The 16,246-nt window shown below is 75.3% G+C and carries 12 protein-coding genes; 8 read left to right on the top strand and 4 right to left on the bottom strand.

All coding sequences use genetic code 11. The annotated features are described in order from the left end of the window. Positions 1-370: 370 nt before the first annotated feature. Complete coding sequence (locus ATJ97_RS06020; RefSeq protein ID WP_098482960.1) at positions 371-2,215, bottom strand: acetyl/propionyl/methylcrotonyl-CoA carboxylase subunit alpha; 1,845 nt, start codon at positions 2,213-2,215, stop codon at positions 371-373. Between the two features lie 228 nt (positions 2,216-2,443). Between ATJ97_RS06020 and ATJ97_RS06015 the strand changes: the two genes are divergently transcribed. From ATJ97_RS06015 to ATJ97_RS20270, 3 genes are all read left to right on the top strand, one after another. Further along, positions 2,444-3,289 (top strand): uracil-DNA glycosylase, encoded by an 846-nt coding sequence (locus ATJ97_RS06015; RefSeq protein ID WP_098482959.1) that lies wholly within the window; start codon positions 2,444-2,446, stop codon positions 3,287-3,289. Between the two features lie 82 nt (positions 3,290-3,371). Further along, a complete protein-coding gene (locus tag ATJ97_RS20275; RefSeq protein WP_245862196.1) occupies positions 3,372-3,518 on the top strand; it encodes a DUF6157 family protein in 147 nt (48 codons plus the stop codon). Positions 3,519-3,529: 11 nt separating this feature from the next. After that, positions 3,530-3,796, top strand: a complete 267-nt coding sequence (locus tag ATJ97_RS20270; RefSeq protein ID WP_245862193.1) for a DUF6157 family protein — start codon at positions 3,530-3,532, stop codon at positions 3,794-3,796. Between the two features lies 1 nt (position 3,797). Here the strand turns inward: ATJ97_RS20270 and ATJ97_RS06005 are convergent, their stop codons facing one another. Further along, positions 3,798-4,457, bottom strand: coding sequence for a Maf family protein (locus ATJ97_RS06005; RefSeq protein ID WP_098482958.1), 660 nt, complete (start codon positions 4,455-4,457; stop codon positions 3,798-3,800). Between the two features lie 206 nt (positions 4,458-4,663). Between ATJ97_RS06005 and ATJ97_RS06000 the strand changes: the two genes are divergently transcribed. The 5 genes from ATJ97_RS06000 (at position 4,664) to ATJ97_RS05980 (ending at position 13,960) form a co-directional block, all read left to right on the top strand. Then, entirely contained in the window at positions 4,664-6,730 is a 2,067-nt protein-coding gene (locus ATJ97_RS06000) for an Hsp70 family protein (protein WP_098482957.1), read from the top strand. Next, complete coding sequence (locus tag ATJ97_RS05995) at positions 6,727-9,246, top strand: LuxR C-terminal-related transcriptional regulator (protein WP_098482956.1); 2,520 nt, start codon at positions 6,727-6,729, stop codon at positions 9,244-9,246. The genes ATJ97_RS06000 and ATJ97_RS05995 overlap by 4 nt, the downstream gene beginning before the upstream one ends. Positions 9,247-9,410: 164 nt before the next feature. After that, positions 9,411-10,496: an IniB N-terminal domain-containing protein gene (locus tag ATJ97_RS05990; protein WP_098482955.1), complete on the top strand. Its 1,086-nt coding sequence runs from the start codon at positions 9,411-9,413 to the stop codon at positions 10,494-10,496. Between the two features lie 90 nt (positions 10,497-10,586). Beyond that, the gene (locus tag ATJ97_RS05985; protein WP_245862190.1) at positions 10,587-12,428 is read left to right on the top strand and encodes a dynamin family protein; all 1,842 of its coding nucleotides are present in this window, start codon (positions 10,587-10,589) and stop codon (positions 12,426-12,428) included. After that, a complete protein-coding gene (locus tag ATJ97_RS05980) occupies positions 12,425-13,960 on the top strand; it encodes a dynamin family protein (RefSeq protein WP_098482954.1) in 1,536 nt (511 codons plus the stop codon). Before ATJ97_RS05985 ends, ATJ97_RS05980 begins: the two co-directional genes overlap by 4 nt. On the opposite strand, the gene ATJ97_RS05975 is transcribed toward ATJ97_RS05980, so the two are convergent. Together ATJ97_RS05975 and ATJ97_RS05970 are read right to left on the bottom strand one after the other, a co-directional pair. Next, on the bottom strand, positions 13,895-14,458 hold the full coding sequence (locus ATJ97_RS05975) for a hypothetical protein (RefSeq protein ID WP_143426883.1): 564 nt from the start codon (positions 14,456-14,458) through the stop codon (positions 13,895-13,897). The two genes, ATJ97_RS05980 and ATJ97_RS05975, sit on opposite strands and share 66 nt — an antisense overlap. Before the next feature lie 32 nt (positions 14,459-14,490). Further along, positions 14,491-16,221: a DUF885 domain-containing protein gene (locus ATJ97_RS05970; protein WP_098482952.1), complete on the bottom strand. Its 1,731-nt coding sequence runs from the start codon at positions 16,219-16,221 to the stop codon at positions 14,491-14,493. Positions 16,222-16,246: the final 25 nt, after the last annotated feature.

The following is a 16,246-nucleotide window of genomic DNA, read 5'->3' as shown; positions in this document are numbered from 1 at the left end:
GTTCGTGCTGCGTGGGCGGTTCTGTCCTACCGGCGCGCCGCTCCGTCAGTGGGTCTGCGCTGAGTAAGTCCGCCTTGGCGGACTTACTCAGCGCAGGAGCGCTTACGGGCGGCGCAGGCGGACTCGCAGGCGGCGGTACGGGGCGGTCGCACAGGCGGCGGTACGGGGCGGTCGCGCAGGCGCGGGACGGTCGGGCGCGCGGGTGCGGGACGTCGGGCGCGCGGGTGATCGGCACGGGCACGGGTGGTGACGACGCATTCACCAGCTCCGCCGTCTCGCCCGCTCCGCCGTCTCACCGCTCAACGAGACGTCATGAATTCTTGACGTCTCGGCGAGAAGTTGACGAGTCGTGCGCTGGGGTGGGCCAGCCTCAGTTCGCCGAGGCGTCTTCCATGGGGTCGATCTGGCAGATGACCGCACCGGTGGCCACGTTCTGCCCGACGGCGGCCGCCATGCCGTGCACCCGCCCCGCGCGGTGCGCCACCAGCGGCTGCTCCATCTTCATGGCCTCGAGGACGACGACGAGGTCGCCGGCCGCGACGATCTCGCCGTCGGCCACGGCCACCTTCACGATCGTGCCCTGCATGGGGGAGGTCAGCGCCGCGCCGTTGGTGCCGGCGGAGGCCGCCGTGCGCCCGGAAGAGCGGCGCACGGGCCGCCGGGAGGACCCGCGCAGACCGCCGGAGATCCCGAGACCGGCCGGCAGGACGACCTCGAGGCGCTTGCCGCCCACCTCGACGACGACGCGCTCGGTGGGTTCCGGGTCGGTGGGCTCCGGGGTGGGCGGGAGCGCCTCCGGCCGGGAGGAGGGCAGCGCCCGCAGGCGTTCGGCGTAGTCGTTCTCGATCCAGGTGGTGTGCACCCGGAAGGTCTCCGCGCCGCCGTCGGCGACGAAGTCGGGCTCGGTGAGCACCGACCGGTGGAACGGCAGGACGGTGGGCAGCCCGACGATCTCGGTCTCGCGCAGCGCGCGGCGTGCCCGCTCGATCGCCTGGGTGCGCGTGGCGCCGGTGACGATGATCTTGGCGAGCATCGAGTCGAACGCGCCGGAGACGGAGTCGCCGCCGACGACGCCCGAGTCGACGCGCACCCCCGGGCCGGAGGGCCACGTCAGGGAGGTGATGGTCCCGGGCGCCGGCATGAAGCCGGAGGCGGGGTCCTCGCCGTTGATGCGCAGCTCGATGGAGTGCCCGCGTGCCGGGACGGAGTCGTTGCCGAGCTCCTCGCCGGCGGCGAGGCGCAGCTGCTCGCGCACGAGGTCGATGCCGGTGATCTCCTCGCTGACGGGGTGCTCGACCTGGAGGCGCGTGTTGACCTCGAGGAAGGAGATCGTCCCGTCGACGCCGACGAGGAACTCGCACGTGCCGGCGCCGACGTACCCGGCGGCCTTCAGGATCGCCTTCGACGCCTCGACGAGCTGGTGCTCCTGCTCGGCGGAGAGGAAGGGTGCCGGGGCCTCCTCGACCAGCTTCTGGTGCCGGCGCTGCAGCGAGCAGTCACGGGTGGAGACGACGACGACGTTGCCGGCGACGTCGGCCAGGCACTGCGTCTCGACGTGGCGGGGCCGGTCGAGGAACCGCTCGACGAAGCACTCCCCGCGCCCGAACGCCGCGGTGGCCTCCCGGACGGCGGAGTCGAACAGGTCCGGGATCTCCTCCCGGGTGCGCGCGACCTTCAGGCCGCGCCCGCCGCCGCCGTAGGCCGCCTTGATGGCCACCGGCAGGCCGAACTCGTCGGCGAAGGCGAGGACCTCGTCCGCGCCGGCCACGGGGTCGGCGGTCCCGGGCACCAGCGGCGCACCGACCTGCTGGGCGATGTGGCGGGCGGTGACCTTGTCGCCGAGGGCCTCGATGGCCGCCGGGGGCGGACCGATCCACACCAGGCCCGCGTCGATCACCGCGCGCGCGAAGTCGGCGTTCTCGGAGAGGAAGCCGTAGCCGGGGTGGACGGCGTCGGCGCCGGAGCGGCGCGCGACGTCGAGGATCTTGCCGGAGTCGAGGTACGTCTCCGCGGCGCGCATGCCGCCCAGCGCGAACGCCTCGTCGCACAGCTTGACGTGCAGGGCGTCGCGGTCCGGGTCCGCGTACACCCCGACCGTGGCCACGCCGGCGTCGGCGCAGGCCCGGGCCACCCGGACGGCGATCTCGCCGCGGTTGGCGATGAGCACCTTCCGGAGCGGGCGAAGCTGGCCCGGCTGGGTGGAGGTGCTCGGCATGGGCGCTCCCGTGATGAGGGGTGGAGGACTGACCGCACCACGTTAGCCGCGCGCCACCGCTCCATCACACTTCGACCCGACGGCGGCGGGCAAGTCTGTCCATCCCTGCAAGCGCGTCCGACGGCGTTTGTGCGCTTCCCACAATCTGTGCCGGTGTGACGTGGATCATGTCCGGTCCCGTTGTAGCAGGGGTACAAAGACGGGCGTCGCCCGGGCGGTGACGGGAGGATGACGGGCGTGCCCGACCTCGCTGCGCCCCTGCCCCACCCCGTCACCGGCCGGCTCTTCGCCTCGCCCGTGCCCCCGGGGACCGGCTGGCCCGGCGATCCAGCCTCACCGACGACGGCGGTCGCGACCTCCGCGGAGGAGGTCGCCGTGCTCGCCGCGGCCGCGCGGGACGTGGCCGACGTCGACGCGCTCGTCTCCGTCTGCCGGGCGTGCCCGCGGCTCGTCGCCTGGCGCGAGAGCGTCGCGACCACGGGGCGCCGGGCCTCCTTCGCGAACCAGCCCTACTGGGGCCGGCCCGGGCCGGGGTTCGGCGACCGGCGGCCCCGGGTGCTCGTCGTCGGCCTCGCCCCTGCCGCCAACGGCACGAACCGCACGGGCCGGCTGTTCACCGGGGACCGGAGCGGGGACTGGATCTACGCGGCGCTGCACCGCGCCGGTTACGCGAGCCAGGCCACGTCGGTCGCCGCCGGGGACGGCCTGGAGCTGACCGGCCTGCGGATCGTCTCCGCCGTCCGGTGCGCGCCGCCCGCGAACCGGCCCACGCCCGAGGAGCGGCGCACCTGCGGCACCTGGCTCGACCGGGAGCTGGACCTCGTCACGCCCGGCCTGGAGTCGATGCTGGCGCTGGGCGCCATCGGGTGGGACGCCGCACTGGCCGCCGCGAGGCGGCTCGGCTGGGAGGTGCCGCGCCCCAGGCCGCGGTTCGGGCACGGGGCGGAGACGGTCCTGCGCACGCGCGACGGGCGTCCGGTGCGCCTGCTGGGCAGCTACCACGTCAGCCAGCAGAACACCTTCACGGGGAAGCTCACCGAGGAGATGCTGGACGCCGTCATCGCCCGGCTGTGACGGTCTTCGGCCCGGCTCTGACGATCCCGGTCCGGGTGTCGGCGCCGGCCGCTACCGTGCGAGCACACCGGCTGGAGGCGCCATGGGAACGACGAACTACAAGGACACGTTCATCGCCGTCGCGGAGGACAGCACCGCCGTCGCGAGCGAGGAACCACCCGCCCGGGCACGGCCCACCGTCGCGTCGCTCACGTACGAGCTGCTCCGTGGGGCGCCGCCGTACACTTAACCTCCGACGACGTGCTGTTCACCGTGCACGCGCTGCGGGAGGGCATCGCCGAGCCGGAGCGCGTGCGGGCGAGGGAGGAGTTCTTCGCCCGCCCGCAGGCGTGCCTGCGCTCCTCGCCGCTCGGCAAGACCTACGGCTGGGGGACGCACCACGACGCCGAGGGGCGGGTGGCGCTCGTCGGCGTGGAGACCGAGCGCTACCGGCTCCTCGCGGCGGGCCGCGACGAGGCGGACCGTCCCCTCACGGTCGTCAGGGCCATGCGCCGCTCCCGGCGCTGACTCACGCCCGCACGGTGGCGTCCCACAGGTCGGGGACCGTCAGGCCCACGCGGGCGAGCAGGTCCCGCAGCAGCGGCAGGCTCAGGCCCACGACTCCGTGGTGGTCGCCCTCGATGCCGGTGACGAACGGCCCGCCGAGGCCGTCGACGGTGAAGGCGCCGGCGACGCGCAGCGGCTCACCGGTGGCGACGTAGGCGTCGATCTCGGCGTCGGAGAGGTCCGCGAAGTGCACGAGCGTCGTGGAGGTCGCACCCACCTGATGCGCACCGCGCACCAGCCAGTGCCCGGTGTGGAGCCGGCCGGAGCGGCCGCGCATCGAGCGCCACCGGGCCACCGCGTCCGCGGCGTCGACAGGCCTGCCCACCACCTCCACGCCGGCGCCGCCGTCGAGCTCGAGCATGGAGTCGCAGCCCAGCACCAGGTCCGCCTGCGCGGCCGCGGGCGCGGAGGCGACCACGTCCCGTGCCTTCGCCCGCGCCAGCAGCAGCACCTGCTCGGCGGCCGGGAGCGTGCCGAGCCCGGCGGCAGCGGCCTCCTCGGCCGCCCGGGCCAGCACGGCGGGCTCGTCGACGGACGAGACCGCGACCAGCGGCTCGATGCCGGCGGAGCGCAGGGTGGCCAGTCGGGCGGGTGAGGCGGAGGCGAGCAGAAGCGTGGTCACGGCGACCCACAGTAGACACCGGTCCTCGCCCGTGCCCCGGCCCGTGGCCGGGCGCAAGGAGCATGGACGGTGGTCCCGCCGCATATTGGAGCCGAAAAGTCCCTTTCCTGTTTCCCCCTTCAAGGGGTGTGCAGGGGTCGTGGTGGTCTCGTAGCCTGGCTGCATCCGGGGGGCCACATTGATGATGAGTGCCGTCTGGGGAAGACATGCCGTACGTGCTGGGCATCGACATCGGTACGACCTCCACGGTGGCCGCTTCCGCGCGCCCGGACGGCGACCCCTCGCCCCAGCTGCTCTGGCTCGGGACGCGCGGCCCCGCCGTCCCGTCCGTGGTGTACCTCGACGAGGCCGGCCAGGCCCTGGTCGGTGAGGCGGCCGAGCGCCGGACCGTCTCCCACCCGGAGCGCGTGGTCCGCGAGGTGAAGCGGCGGGTCGGGGACACGGTCCCGGTCTCGGTCGGCGACATCGCCGTGACCCCCGAGGACCTCTACGCGGCGCAGGCACGCTGGGTGCTCGACCGCGCCGAGGAGCAGGAGGGGGAGCCGCCCGACGCCGTCGCCGTGGCCGTCCCGGCCACGTGGGGCTCCTACCGTGCCGGCATCGTCCGCGACGCCCTGGCGGACGCCGGCCTGCCGGACGTGACTCTCGTGAGCGAGCCGCGCGCCGCGGCCCGGCACTACCTCGCCCAGCCGCGGGTGGCCGACGGCGCGACCGTCGCGGTCTACGACTTCGGCGGCGGGACCTTCGACGCGGCGGTCGTGCGCCGGTCCGGCCCCGACGGCTGCGAGATCATCGGTCGGCCGGAGGGGCTCGAACGACTGGGGGGCGCCGACCTCGACGAGCTGGTGCTCGCCCACGTGGCGGCCGCCGTCGGCGACGCCCTGACTGACCTCTCCCCGCAGGCGCCGGGCGCGCTCGCGGCCCTGGCCCGGCTCCGCCGCGAGTGCACCGAGGCGAAGGAGGCGCTCTCCGCCGACGCCGAGACCACGGTCCCGGTGCTCCTGCCCGGGCTGCAGACGCAGGTGCGGATCGTGCGGGCCGAGCTCGAGGAGCTGATCGCCCCGGCGGTCGAGCAGACGCTCGACGTGCTCGCGACCGCGCTCCACAGCGCCGAGGTGGCGCCGGAGGACCTGGAGGCGATCCTCCTCGTGGGCGGTTCGTCCCGCATCCCGCTCGTCGCCGAGCTGCTCTCGGCACGGTTCGGCCGCCCCGTCGCCGTCGACACCGACCCGCAGGCCTCCGTCGCGCTCGGGGCCGCCCGGGCGGCGGCCGAGTCGCTCGCGGTCGCGACGGCGGGGTCCGCGGCACCGGCCCTGGCGGCCGTCGGGGCGTTCCCGCGGGGGTGGACCGTCGCGGCCGGCTCCATCTCGGAGCCGACGGCGTTCGAGGACGCGGTGCCGGGCACGACCGCGGAGACCCCCGACGAGGCTCCGGCGCGCCTGGTCGCCGCGGGCGGTTCCTTCGTCCCGAGGCAGGATCCCGCACGCAGGCGGCACGTGACGGGCGTCCGGGTGCTGGCCGTCTCCGCCGCCGTCCTCGGCATCACCGTGGTGACCTCGATGGCGGGGCAGACGCCGGCGGTGATCGAGGCCGGGCGCAGCACGCTCTCCTCCGTCGTCGCCAAGCTGGGCGACTCGGTGCAGCCGGACACGCCGGCCGCCGCCGCGGCCGAGGTGGACGCCCGGGCAGGTGGGGCCGGGGCACCGATGGCCACCGACGCCAGCGTCTTCGCCGGGCGACGGGCGCACGCCCAGGCCATCGCCACCACGACGCCGCAGGAGACCCGACCCGCCCGGTCCACCGACGGCGCGAAGAGCTCCGACCCGCGCACCCCGGCGGTCGTCGAGGGGCCCGGGAAGGGCAGCCCCGCCCCGTCGCCGAGGCCGTCGGGCACCACAGGAGGTGGCACGGGGACGAAGGCGCCGTCGTCGCCGAGCCCGACCTCCCCCGGCACCGCCACGCCCGGCACGGGCACGCCCAGCACCCCCGTGCCGACCACGAACCCGACGACCCCTCCGCCCACGCAGGTGCCGACGACGCCGCCGCCGACGACCCCGCCCGTCACGCCGGAGCCGACCGAGCCGCCCACCACGAACCCGACGACGCCGCCGACGACGCAGGAGCCGACCGAGCCGCCCACCACGGACCCGACGACGCCGCCGACGACGCAGGAGCCGACGACGCCGGCGGCGACACCCACGGCCGCGCCGAGCGAGGCCTCCTTCCCGACGACCGACCCGGCGCCCCCGAGTCCCTCGGCCGGTGGAGGATGACGAGCACCCGGCCGGCCGTCCTCCGGGAGGCCCGCGGCACCGCGGCGGCCGCCCTCTACGAGGAGATCACCACGGGCCCACCGGCCCGCCGGGCGGCCACTCTCGTTGGGGTCGGCGGGTCCGGGAAGTCGGCACTGCTGGCAGACCTCGCCGACGCCTACCGCAGCGCGGGCGTCGAGACCCGGCTCGCGCGCTCAGAGCTCGACCTCAAGGACCTCTCCACCTTCGGGGCGGTCCTCATCGACGACGCCCACAGCCTGCCGGAACCGGCGTTCGAGCATGTGCTGCGCCACTGGGACCAGCACGACGGCGACCTCGTCGTCGCCTACCGGCCCTGGCCGGTCGCGCCGGGCCTGCGGCGGCTCGTCTCCGCCCTCGCCGAGCAGCGCCCCCCGGTCGTGCTGGGGCCGCTCGGCCCGCCGGAGGTGCTCGCCTACGTGGGCCGCAGCCTGCGCGGTCCGGTGCCTCCCGCCGAGGTCGACAGGATCCTCCACGAGACCGGCGGGATGCCGTGGCTGGTCAACCGCATGGTCTCCGCGATGCGCACCACCGGCCTCACCTCCGCCGACGTCGCGGCGTCCGTCGCGCTGCAGGTCGGCCACGAGCTCGAGCACCTCGACGCCGGCCTGCGGGACCTCCTGCTCGCCTCCGCCGTCGGCTTCGACCTCTCCGGCGAGGCCGTCCCGCCGGTGCTGACGCGGTCGCCCGCCGAGGGTGACGCCCTCGTCTCCGAGGCGGTCGCCGCCGGTCTCATGCTGCACGACGGCACGGTGGTGCCGCTGGTGCGCTCCGCGCTGCTCGCGGTCACCCCGGCCTACCGGGTCCGTCCGCTCCAGCGGGCGCTCGTCGACACGCTGCTGGCCGGCGGCCACTCCCTGAACGACGTCGCGCGCGAGCTCGCCCGGACCGGGCTGCGCCACCCCCACGTGGCCCGGGCGCTCGAGTCGACGGCGGACGGCGCGCTGGCGCAGGAGCCGCAGCTCGCCTCAGAGCTGTACGAGGAGGCGACGGCGGCCGGGGCCGACGCCGTGGCGACCGCCGCCCGGCGCGCCCAGTCGGCGGCGCAGGCCGGCGACCTCGACCGGGCGGGAGCGATCGTGGAGGAGCTGCTCGGCCACGACAACCCGCCCGACCTGGCCCGCGCCGTCGACGTGGGGGCCTCCGTGTGGGCGCAGCGCGGGATGCTGGCCCGCGCCGCTGACCTGTACCGCTGGGCGGGGGAGGAGCGGCTGGGCGCCTCGGCCCCCCTCGGCGCGGTCGCCATGCTCGGGACCGGTGACGTCGAGGAAGCCGAGCGCATGCTCGCCGCGGGGGCCAGGCTCGGCTCCCCGACCTCGCTCGCCGTCGCCTCGGCCCTCATGGCGCAGGGCCTGTGGGAGTCGGTCCGGGGCCAGCCGACGCGCTCGCTGTGGATGCTGGTCCGTGCCTCCGACACGCTCACCGCCAACGGCGCCGCCGTCCCGGTGCCGGAGCTGCCCGCCGTCCTCGCCGCCCTCGTGGCCCTGAACACCGGTGAGCTCGGCGTGGCGGAGTCCGTGGCCGAGGACGCGCTGCGCGGCCACCAGGGGGGCCCGGCGTCCGCCCCGCGCCTGCACCTCCTGCGCGGGTGGGTCGCCATGCTGCGCGACCGCCCCGAGGAGGCCCGTGCCGCGCTGCGCGAGGCCGACGGCGACCTCGTGCCGCGGGACGAGATGATCCGCATCGCGCTCGAGGTCGGGCTGGCACGGCGCACCGACGACGCCGCCGGCCTGGTCCGCGGCTGGGCGCGCGCCCGTGAGGCGCTCCTGCACTTCCCCGTCGACCTGTTCAGTCTCCTGCCGCTCGGCGAGCTGCTCCTGGCGGGGGCGCGCCTGCACGAGGAGCAGCGCCTCGAGCCGCACCTCGCCGACGCGTGGCAGCTGCTCCTGCGGCTCGGGGAACCGGCGGTGTGGGCGGCCCCGCTGCACTGGTGCGGGGTCCAGGCGGCCATTCTCACCGGCCAGCCGGACCGGCTCGCCCCGCACGCCCGCGGCCTGGTCACCGCCGCCGCCACCAGCTCCTACGCCGCCGTCCTGGCCACGGCAGGGCGGGCGTGGGTGCGGGTGCTCAGCGGCGACGTCGACGTCACCGCCGTCGAACGGGCCGCCACCGGCCTGGCCGCCGTCGGCCTGGCGTGGGACGGGGCGCGCCTGGCCGGCCACGCCGCCGCGCGGGCCCCCGAGCGGTCGGACATGACGAGGCTGCTCGCCTGCGCGCGGGACCTCCACCCCTCCGCCGCGGACGCGCGTCAGGACGACGGCGCACGCACCACCCCGACGGGGATCCCCGTGGGGGTGGTGGACGAGACCGGGCTCAGCGCCCGCGAGAAGGAGGTCGCCCGCCTGGTGCTGGCGGGCAAGACCTACCGGGAGATCGGCGAGACGATCTTCATCTCCCCGCGCACGGCCGAGCACCACATCGCCCGGATCCGCCGTCGCCTCGGCGTGGACACCCGCGCGGAGATGCTCACCCGGCTGCGGGCGCTGCTGGGGGAGTAGGGCCGGGGTTCCCCCCTCACCCCTGGCGGGAGCCCCCGCCGGATCCCCACCCGGTCACGCACGCGCAGGGGAGCCGCCCCCGATGCTCGCCCCCCACCGCGTTCGTACGTTCGAGACAGCCGGCCGGAGGTGGTCAGGCGGACCATCTCGACGAGGGAGACGCGATGACGACGATTGCCAACATGCTGCTCGAGTTCCTGATGAAGCTCCTGCGCGACCCGGAGGCCGCAGCCGCCTTCCGCAGCGACCCCGACAAGGCCCTCGAGGCGGCCGGCCTCGGCGGAGTCTGCACGGACGACGTCGAGGCCGTGATGCCGGTGATCTTCGACTACGCGCCCGTACGCGTCGACTCCTCCTTCGACCGTGACTACGGCACCGGCGGCAACGACGCGGCGATCGGCGGCAGCTTCCCCCGCCCCGGCCACGACCGCCCCGGCCACGACCGCCCCGACGTCCCGGGACACGACGACGCCGACCACCCCCGCTACGACGACGACCACGCCCACGCCGTGCAGCAGCTGAGCTACGTGGTCAACGACTACTCGTACACCTCGTGGGTCGACGACCGGGACACCGTCACCGACCAGTCCGTGAACCAGAACATCTGGGCGGACGGCGACGTGGTGCAGCTGTTCGACAACGACGCCGTCATCGCGTCCGGCGACCACGCCGTCGCGGCCGGGGACGACGCCCACGTCGACAACTCCCACGACGAGTCCACCAGGACCTGGGTGGACGCCGAGGACGGCGCGACCGTCGTGGTCGGTGACGACAACTTCTCCGACGAGATCGACAACTCCGGCAACTACGCCGACCGCGGCGGGTCCGTCGCCGACGACGACACCGACATCCACAACTCCGGCCAGCTCGCCGACCGGGGCGGCGAGATCCACGACGACGACGTGGACGTCGACCTGCACAACTCCGGCCAGATCGCCGGCGGCGACGCCGTCGACGCCGACCACGGCTCCACGGCGGGCGGAGGCGACGTCAGCGACAGCCACGACGACACGCACGTGGACGTCGATCTGGACAACTCCGGCGTGATCGCCGGCGGTGACGTCGTGCAGCACGAGACCGACGTCGACCTCGACAGCTCCGGCGTGATCGCGGGCGGTGACGTCGTGCAGCACGAGACGGACGTCGACATCGAGGACTCCTTCACCGTCGACGACTCCTTCACCAGCGACGACGACACCCTCGACGTCGACGTCGACCACTCCGTGAACGAAGGCGAGGTGGATCTCTGACCCGAGAACAGCACCGAAACCACAGAAATTGGGCCCGGCGGCTCCACGTCCCCCCGTCCGCCGCCGGGCCCTCTGTGGTGTCATTGAGAGGTGGACGGCAAGGGGGCCGACGTGGAGCTGGTGGAGCTGGTCGACGAGGGCATCGCCCTGACCGGTGAGGGACGCCCCGATCTTCGGCGGCGCCTGGAGCAGACACGCCGCCGGCTGCTCGACCCGGACGTGCGTGTGATGGTCGTCGGGGAGTTCAAGCAGGGCAAGAGCCTGCTGGTCAACGCACTCGTCAACGCACCGGTCTGCCCCGTGGACGACGACGTCGCCACCTCCGTCCCCACGGTGGTGCGTCACGGGGAGAGGCCGTCCGCCGTCGTCGTGGCACCCCCGGAAGGTCGACGGACGGCCGACGACGGACCACCGGCCCGCGTCCCCGTCCCGCTGGAGGAGCTGGCCGCCTACGTCTCCGAGCGGGGCAACCCCGGCAACGAGCGCCGGCTCCTCGCGGCCGAGGTGTCCCTGCCGCGGGCGATCCTGGCCGACGGCCTCACGGTCGTCGACTCCCCGGGGGTGGGCGGGCTGGAGTCCGCCCACTCGCTGACGACGCTGACAGCCCTGCCGAGCGCCGACGTCGTCCTCCTGGTCTCGGACGCCTCCCAGGAGTACACCGAGCCGGAGATGCGGTTCCTGCGCCAGGCGATGCGGGTCTGCCCCAACGTCGCGTGCGTGGTGACCAAGACGGACATCTACCCGGAGTGGCGGCGGATCGTCGACCTGGACCGTGCCCACCTGGCCGCGCTCGCCCCGGGCGTCCCCCTCTTCCCCGTCTCCTCGGTGCTGCGGCTCCACGCCGCCCGGGAGCAGGACCGCGAGCTGAACGAGGAGTCCGGGTTCCCGGCGCTGGTCCGCTTCCTGCGCCAGGACGTCCTCGGCCACGCCGAGCGCCTCACCCGCCGGTCCGTCGGGCACGACCTGGTCTCGACGGCGGACAACCTGCGGCTGTCCGTCGGCTCGGAGCTGCACGCGCTGCAGGACCCGGGGGCGACGGCGCAGCTGATCCTCGACCTGGAGGAGGCCCGGGCGAAGGCCGACGACCAGCGCCGCCGCAGCGCCCGCTGGCAGCTGACGCTCTCCGACGGCATGACGGACCTCATCGCCGACATGGAGCACGACCTGCGCGACCGGATGCGCTCGGTGCTGCGCGAGGCCGAGGAGGCCATCGACCGCGGGGACCCCGGGCCGGTCTGGGACCAGTTCTCGGACTGGTTCGAGCAGCGCACCGCCTCCGCCGTCTCCGACACGTTCGTGTGGACGGACGAGCGCTCGCAGTGGCTCGCACGCCGGGTGGCGGACCACTTCTCGCTCGAGGAGCTGCGTCTGCCCGACCTGCGCGTGGGGGACACCGAGGGGGTGCTCGACCCCGTCGAGCCGGTGCCCTTCCTCGACCCCGGGCACCTGGGCGCGGCCCAGCGGATCCTCGTGGGGATGCGCGGCTCCTACGGCGGCATCCTCATGTTCGGGCTGCTGACCGGGATGCTGGGCATGTCCCTGGTCAACCCGCTGTCCGTGGGCGCCGGGCTGCTCATCGGCACCAAGGCGTACCGCGAGGACCGGGAGACCCGCCTGAGGCGGCGTCAGGCCGAGGCGAAGACCATCGTGCGGCGCGCCACCGACGACGTGATCTTCCAGGTGGGCAAGCAGCTCAAGGACCGGCTCCGGCTGGTGCAGCGCGCCATCCGCGACCACTTCACCGAGCTCGCCGAGGAGCACCACCGCACCCTCACCGACTCCGTCCAGGCCGCCCAGAAGGCGGCGAGCACCTACGCGGCGGAGAGCGAGGCGCGGATCAGGGAGCTGCGCGCCGAGCTCGCGCGGGTGGAGAAGTTCCGCGCCCGGGCGGTGCAGGTGGGGCAGGAGCCGGCACCGGCGGGGCGGGCGTGACCGGCCGGCTCCCCGCCGAGGTGCGGGAGCTGCTCGTCGCCGCCGTCGACCTCTACCGCGACGACCCCGCCGCCGAGACCCTGCGCTCGTACCGACGACGCCTCGACGAACCGCTGCGCGTCGCCGTCGCCGGCATGGTCAAGGCCGGCAAGTCCACGCTGCTCAACGCGATCCTTGGCGAGGAGATCGCCCCCACGGACGCCGGGGAGTGCACCACCGTGGTGACCTGGTACCGGTACGGGACCACGCCCCGCGTGACGCTCCACCCGCTCGAGGGCGCACCCCGCCCGCTCCCGGTCCGCCGCGAGGACGGGCGGCTGCTTCTCACCCTCGACGGCGTCCCGGCCGAGCAGGTGGCACGGCTCGAGGTCGAGTGGCCGGTGCCGAGCCTGCGGCGGCTCACCCTCGTGGACACGCCCGGCATCGCCTCCCTGTCGGGGGACGTCTCGGCCCGCACGACCGACTTCCTCACCCCCCAGGACGCCCCCGCCCAGGCGGACGCCGTCGTGTACCTCATGCGCCACCTGCACGCCTCGGACATCGGCTTCCTCGAGTCCTTCCGGGACACCGAGGCGAGCCGGTCCGGGACCGTCAACGCCGTCGCCGTCCTCTCCCGGGCGGACGAGATCGGGGCCGGCCGCATCGACGCGATGATCTCCGCCGGCGTCGTCGCCGCCCGGTACCGGGAGGACCCGACGCTGCGTCCGCTGGCCCTGGGCGTCGTGCCCGTGGCGGGGCTGGTGGCCCAGAGCGCCCGCACCATGCGGCAGTGGGAGTTCGCGGCACTGTCCGCCCTGGCCGAGCTGGACCGGCCGGTCCGGGAGCGCATGCTCCTCTCCGCCGACCGCTTCGCCGCCCCCTCCGCCCCGGTCGACGTCGCGCCCGAGCGGCGCCGGGCCCTGCTGGAGCGGTTCGGCATCTTCGGGATCCGCCTCGGTGTGGCGCTCGTGCGCGGCGGCACCACCGACCCCACCGACCTGGCCCACGCGATGGTGCGCCGCAGCGGCCTCGACGAGCTCCTCGCCCTCCTGGACGCCCAGTTCCAGGCCCGCGCCGACCACCTCAAGGCCCGCTCGGCCCTCGTCGCCGTCGACCACCTGCTGCGGGAGCGGCCGCGGCCGGGCGCCGACGGCGTCGCCGCGGCCCTGGAGCGGGTGCGCGCCGGGGCGCACGAGCTGACCGAGCTCGGGCTGCTCGCGCAGGCACGCACCACCGGGCTGCCGCTGCGGGACGCGGACGACGCCGCGGAGGCGGAGGTGCTGCTCGGCGGCCGGGGCCCGGGCGCCCGGGAACGCCTCGGCCTGACCGGCCAGGCGTCCGACGCCGAGGTCCGCGCGGCGGCGACCGACCGGCTGCGGCGGTGGCGGACCCTCGCCGAGTCCCCGCTGACGGACCGGGCGGCGGCGCAGGTGTGCCGGGTGGTGGTGCGCAGCTGCGAGGGGGTGCTCGCCGAGATCGCCGCCGCCTCAGCGGGCGCGCAGCCACCGGCCGACGCTCGGCGCGAGGGCGAGCAGGTACGCCAGGGCGGCTAGGCCGACCCACCCCACGAGGACCGCGCGGTCACGCAGCCCGGCCGGGCCGGGGACGGTGAGGTAGGCCTCCGCCACCAGGGCCACGACGGCGTGCACGACGAGCAGCACCGTCAGACCGGCCCGGGCACCGCCCGCGCGCCGCAGCAGCCGACGGACCAGCAGGGCCTCCGCCGCGACGACGAGCACGACCGCGGCGACCGTGCCGGCCAGCACCACCGCCGCGGCGGTGTCGACGGTGCCGGCGGCCCGGCCGGGGGCCAGCTCCCGCACCTGCTCGGCGATGCGGTCCAGGTGCTCGTCGCGGCGGAGGTACGCGAGGACCGCCGCCGTCAGACCCGCGAGGAAGCTGAGCAGCCACAGCGTGCGGGAGCGGCTGAGGGCGCGCGGCGGTGTCGGCTCCTGGGGCACCGGTGCGGGCGTGCGGTCCGACATCGCCGGGCGTGGCGGCGGGGCCGCCCGGTCCGGGGAGCCGCCCGTCGGGCCGGGCTGCCTGGCCATGCGTTCACGGTAGCCGCGTGACCCGAGGGGCGTCAGTGGGTCAGCGCGTCCCGCAGCACGTCGAGCCCGACCGAGCCGATGTCGAGGGCGCGACGGTGGAACGCCCTGAGGTCGAAGTCCTCGCCGCGCTCCTGCGCCGCCCGCCCGGCCGCGACGCGGGTCTCCTCCCACAGCCGCTGACCGATCTTGTAGCTCGGCGCCTGGCCCGGCCACCCGAGGTAGCGGTCCAGCTCGAAGGCGAGGAACTCCTCGGCCATGTTGGCGTTGGCCTTGAGGAACTCCCATGCCTTGGCCGCGTCCCACGTGCCGCCGCCCCACTCCGCCGGGGCCGGCTTGCCCAGGTGCACGCCGATGTCGAGCACCACCCGGGCCGCGCGCAGCCGCTGCCCGTCGAGCATGCCCATGCGGTCGCCCGGGTCGTCGAGGAAGCCGAGGTCCGCCATCAGCCGTTCGGCGTACAGCGCCCAGCCCTCGCCGTGCCCGCTCACCCACGACGCCATCCGGCGCCAGAGGTTGAGCAGCTCGGCCCGGTAGACGGTCTGCCCGATCTGCAGGTGATGGCCGGGGACGCCCTCGTGGTAGACCGTGGTCTTCTCGCGCCACGTGGCGAAGTCCGTGACGCCCTCGGGCACGGACCACCACATGCGCCCCGGACGGGAGAAGTCGGCGCTCGGGCCGGTGTAGTAGATCCCGCCGGTGTGGGTGGGCGCGATGAGGCACTCGAGGCGCTGGACCGGCTCCGGGATGTCGAACTGCGTGCCGCCCAGCGCGGCGACCGCCTCGTCCGAGGTGGCCTGCATCCACGCCCGCAGCGCCTCGGTCCCGTGCAGCATGCGCACCGGGTCCTTGTCCAGCCGCGCCATCGCCTCGGTGATGTCCGTGCCGGGCCCGTAGAGCCGGTCGGCCACCTCCTGCTGCTCGGCGACGATCCGGGCCAGCTCCTCCAGCCCCCACTCGTACGTCTCGTCGAGGTCGACGACGGCACCCAGGAAGTACCGCGACCACAGCGCGTAGCGCTCGCGGCCGACGGCGTCCTCCCGCGGTGCGTCCGGCGCGATCTCCTCGCCGAGCATACGAGCCAGGTCGGCGTAGGCCTGGCGGGCGTCGGCGGCCCCCTTCTCGAGCGCCGCGGCGAGCGCGCCGGTCGGCGCCTCGCCGTCGGGCTGGGCGGAGGCGACGAACGTGGTGAAGAAGGAGGAGTCGGCGTCGGCCAGCTCGTCCGACTGCCGCAGGCAGGCCTCGACCTGCCGCAGCGCCGCGACGTTCCCCGCGGCGAGGGCCGCCCGCAGAGACTCCTGGTAGCCCTCCAGCGCGGCCGGCACGGCCGAGAGGCGGGCGGCGATCGTCTCCCAGTCCTGCGCCGTCGCCGTCGGCATGAGGTCGAAGACCTCGCGGACCGACTGGACGGGGGAGGCGATGACGTTGAGGTCGCGCTCGAGCTCGCCGTCCTCGGCGAGCTCCACCTGCAGGCCGAGGCGCTCGCGCATGGCGGCGTGCGTGACGCGGTCGACCTCGTCCACCGGCTCGACGGCGGCCAGCTCGGCAAGCGTCGCGCGGTCGAGCATCGTGCGCTCGGCGATGCCCGCGGGGGAGAGGTCCGGCATGGCGTGGTCGTGGCCCGGCAGCCCGAGGCTGGTGGCGGTCAGCGGGTCCAGGGCGACGAGGCGGTGGACGTAGGCGTCCGCGATGGCGTCGGTCGGCGTGGCTCGGCGGGCGGGGGCTTCGGTGGGGGCGGCGGGGCCGCCGGCGGTGCTCTCGGTCACACGGGCAGCCTAGACGGCGCGCCCC

The organism is Georgenia soli, assembly GCF_002563695.1.
Lineage (GTDB): Bacteria > Actinomycetota > Actinomycetes > Actinomycetales > Actinomycetaceae > Georgenia > Georgenia soli.
This window is presented reverse-complemented; position numbering and strand designations above follow the sequence as displayed.

Coding starts and splice junctions, on each gene's coding strand:
- ATJ97_RS05975 (WP_143426883.1), bottom strand. CDS start 14,458: ATGGCCAGGCAGCCCGGCCCGACGGGCGGCTCCCCGGACCGGGCGGCC.
- ATJ97_RS05990 (WP_098482955.1), top strand. CDS start 9,411: ATGACGACGATTGCCAACATGCTGCTCGAGTTCCTGATGAAGCTCCTG.
- ATJ97_RS06015 (WP_098482959.1), top strand. CDS start 2,444: ATGACGGGCGTGCCCGACCTCGCTGCGCCCCTGCCCCACCCCGTCACC.
- ATJ97_RS05995 (WP_098482956.1), top strand. CDS start 6,727: ATGACGAGCACCCGGCCGGCCGTCCTCCGGGAGGCCCGCGGCACCGCG.
- ATJ97_RS20275 (WP_245862196.1), top strand. CDS start 3,372: ATGGGAACGACGAACTACAAGGACACGTTCATCGCCGTCGCGGAGGAC.
- ATJ97_RS06000 (WP_098482957.1), top strand. CDS start 4,664: ATGCCGTACGTGCTGGGCATCGACATCGGTACGACCTCCACGGTGGCC.
- ATJ97_RS06020 (WP_098482960.1), bottom strand. CDS start 2,215: ATGCCGAGCACCTCCACCCAGCCGGGCCAGCTTCGCCCGCTCCGGAAG.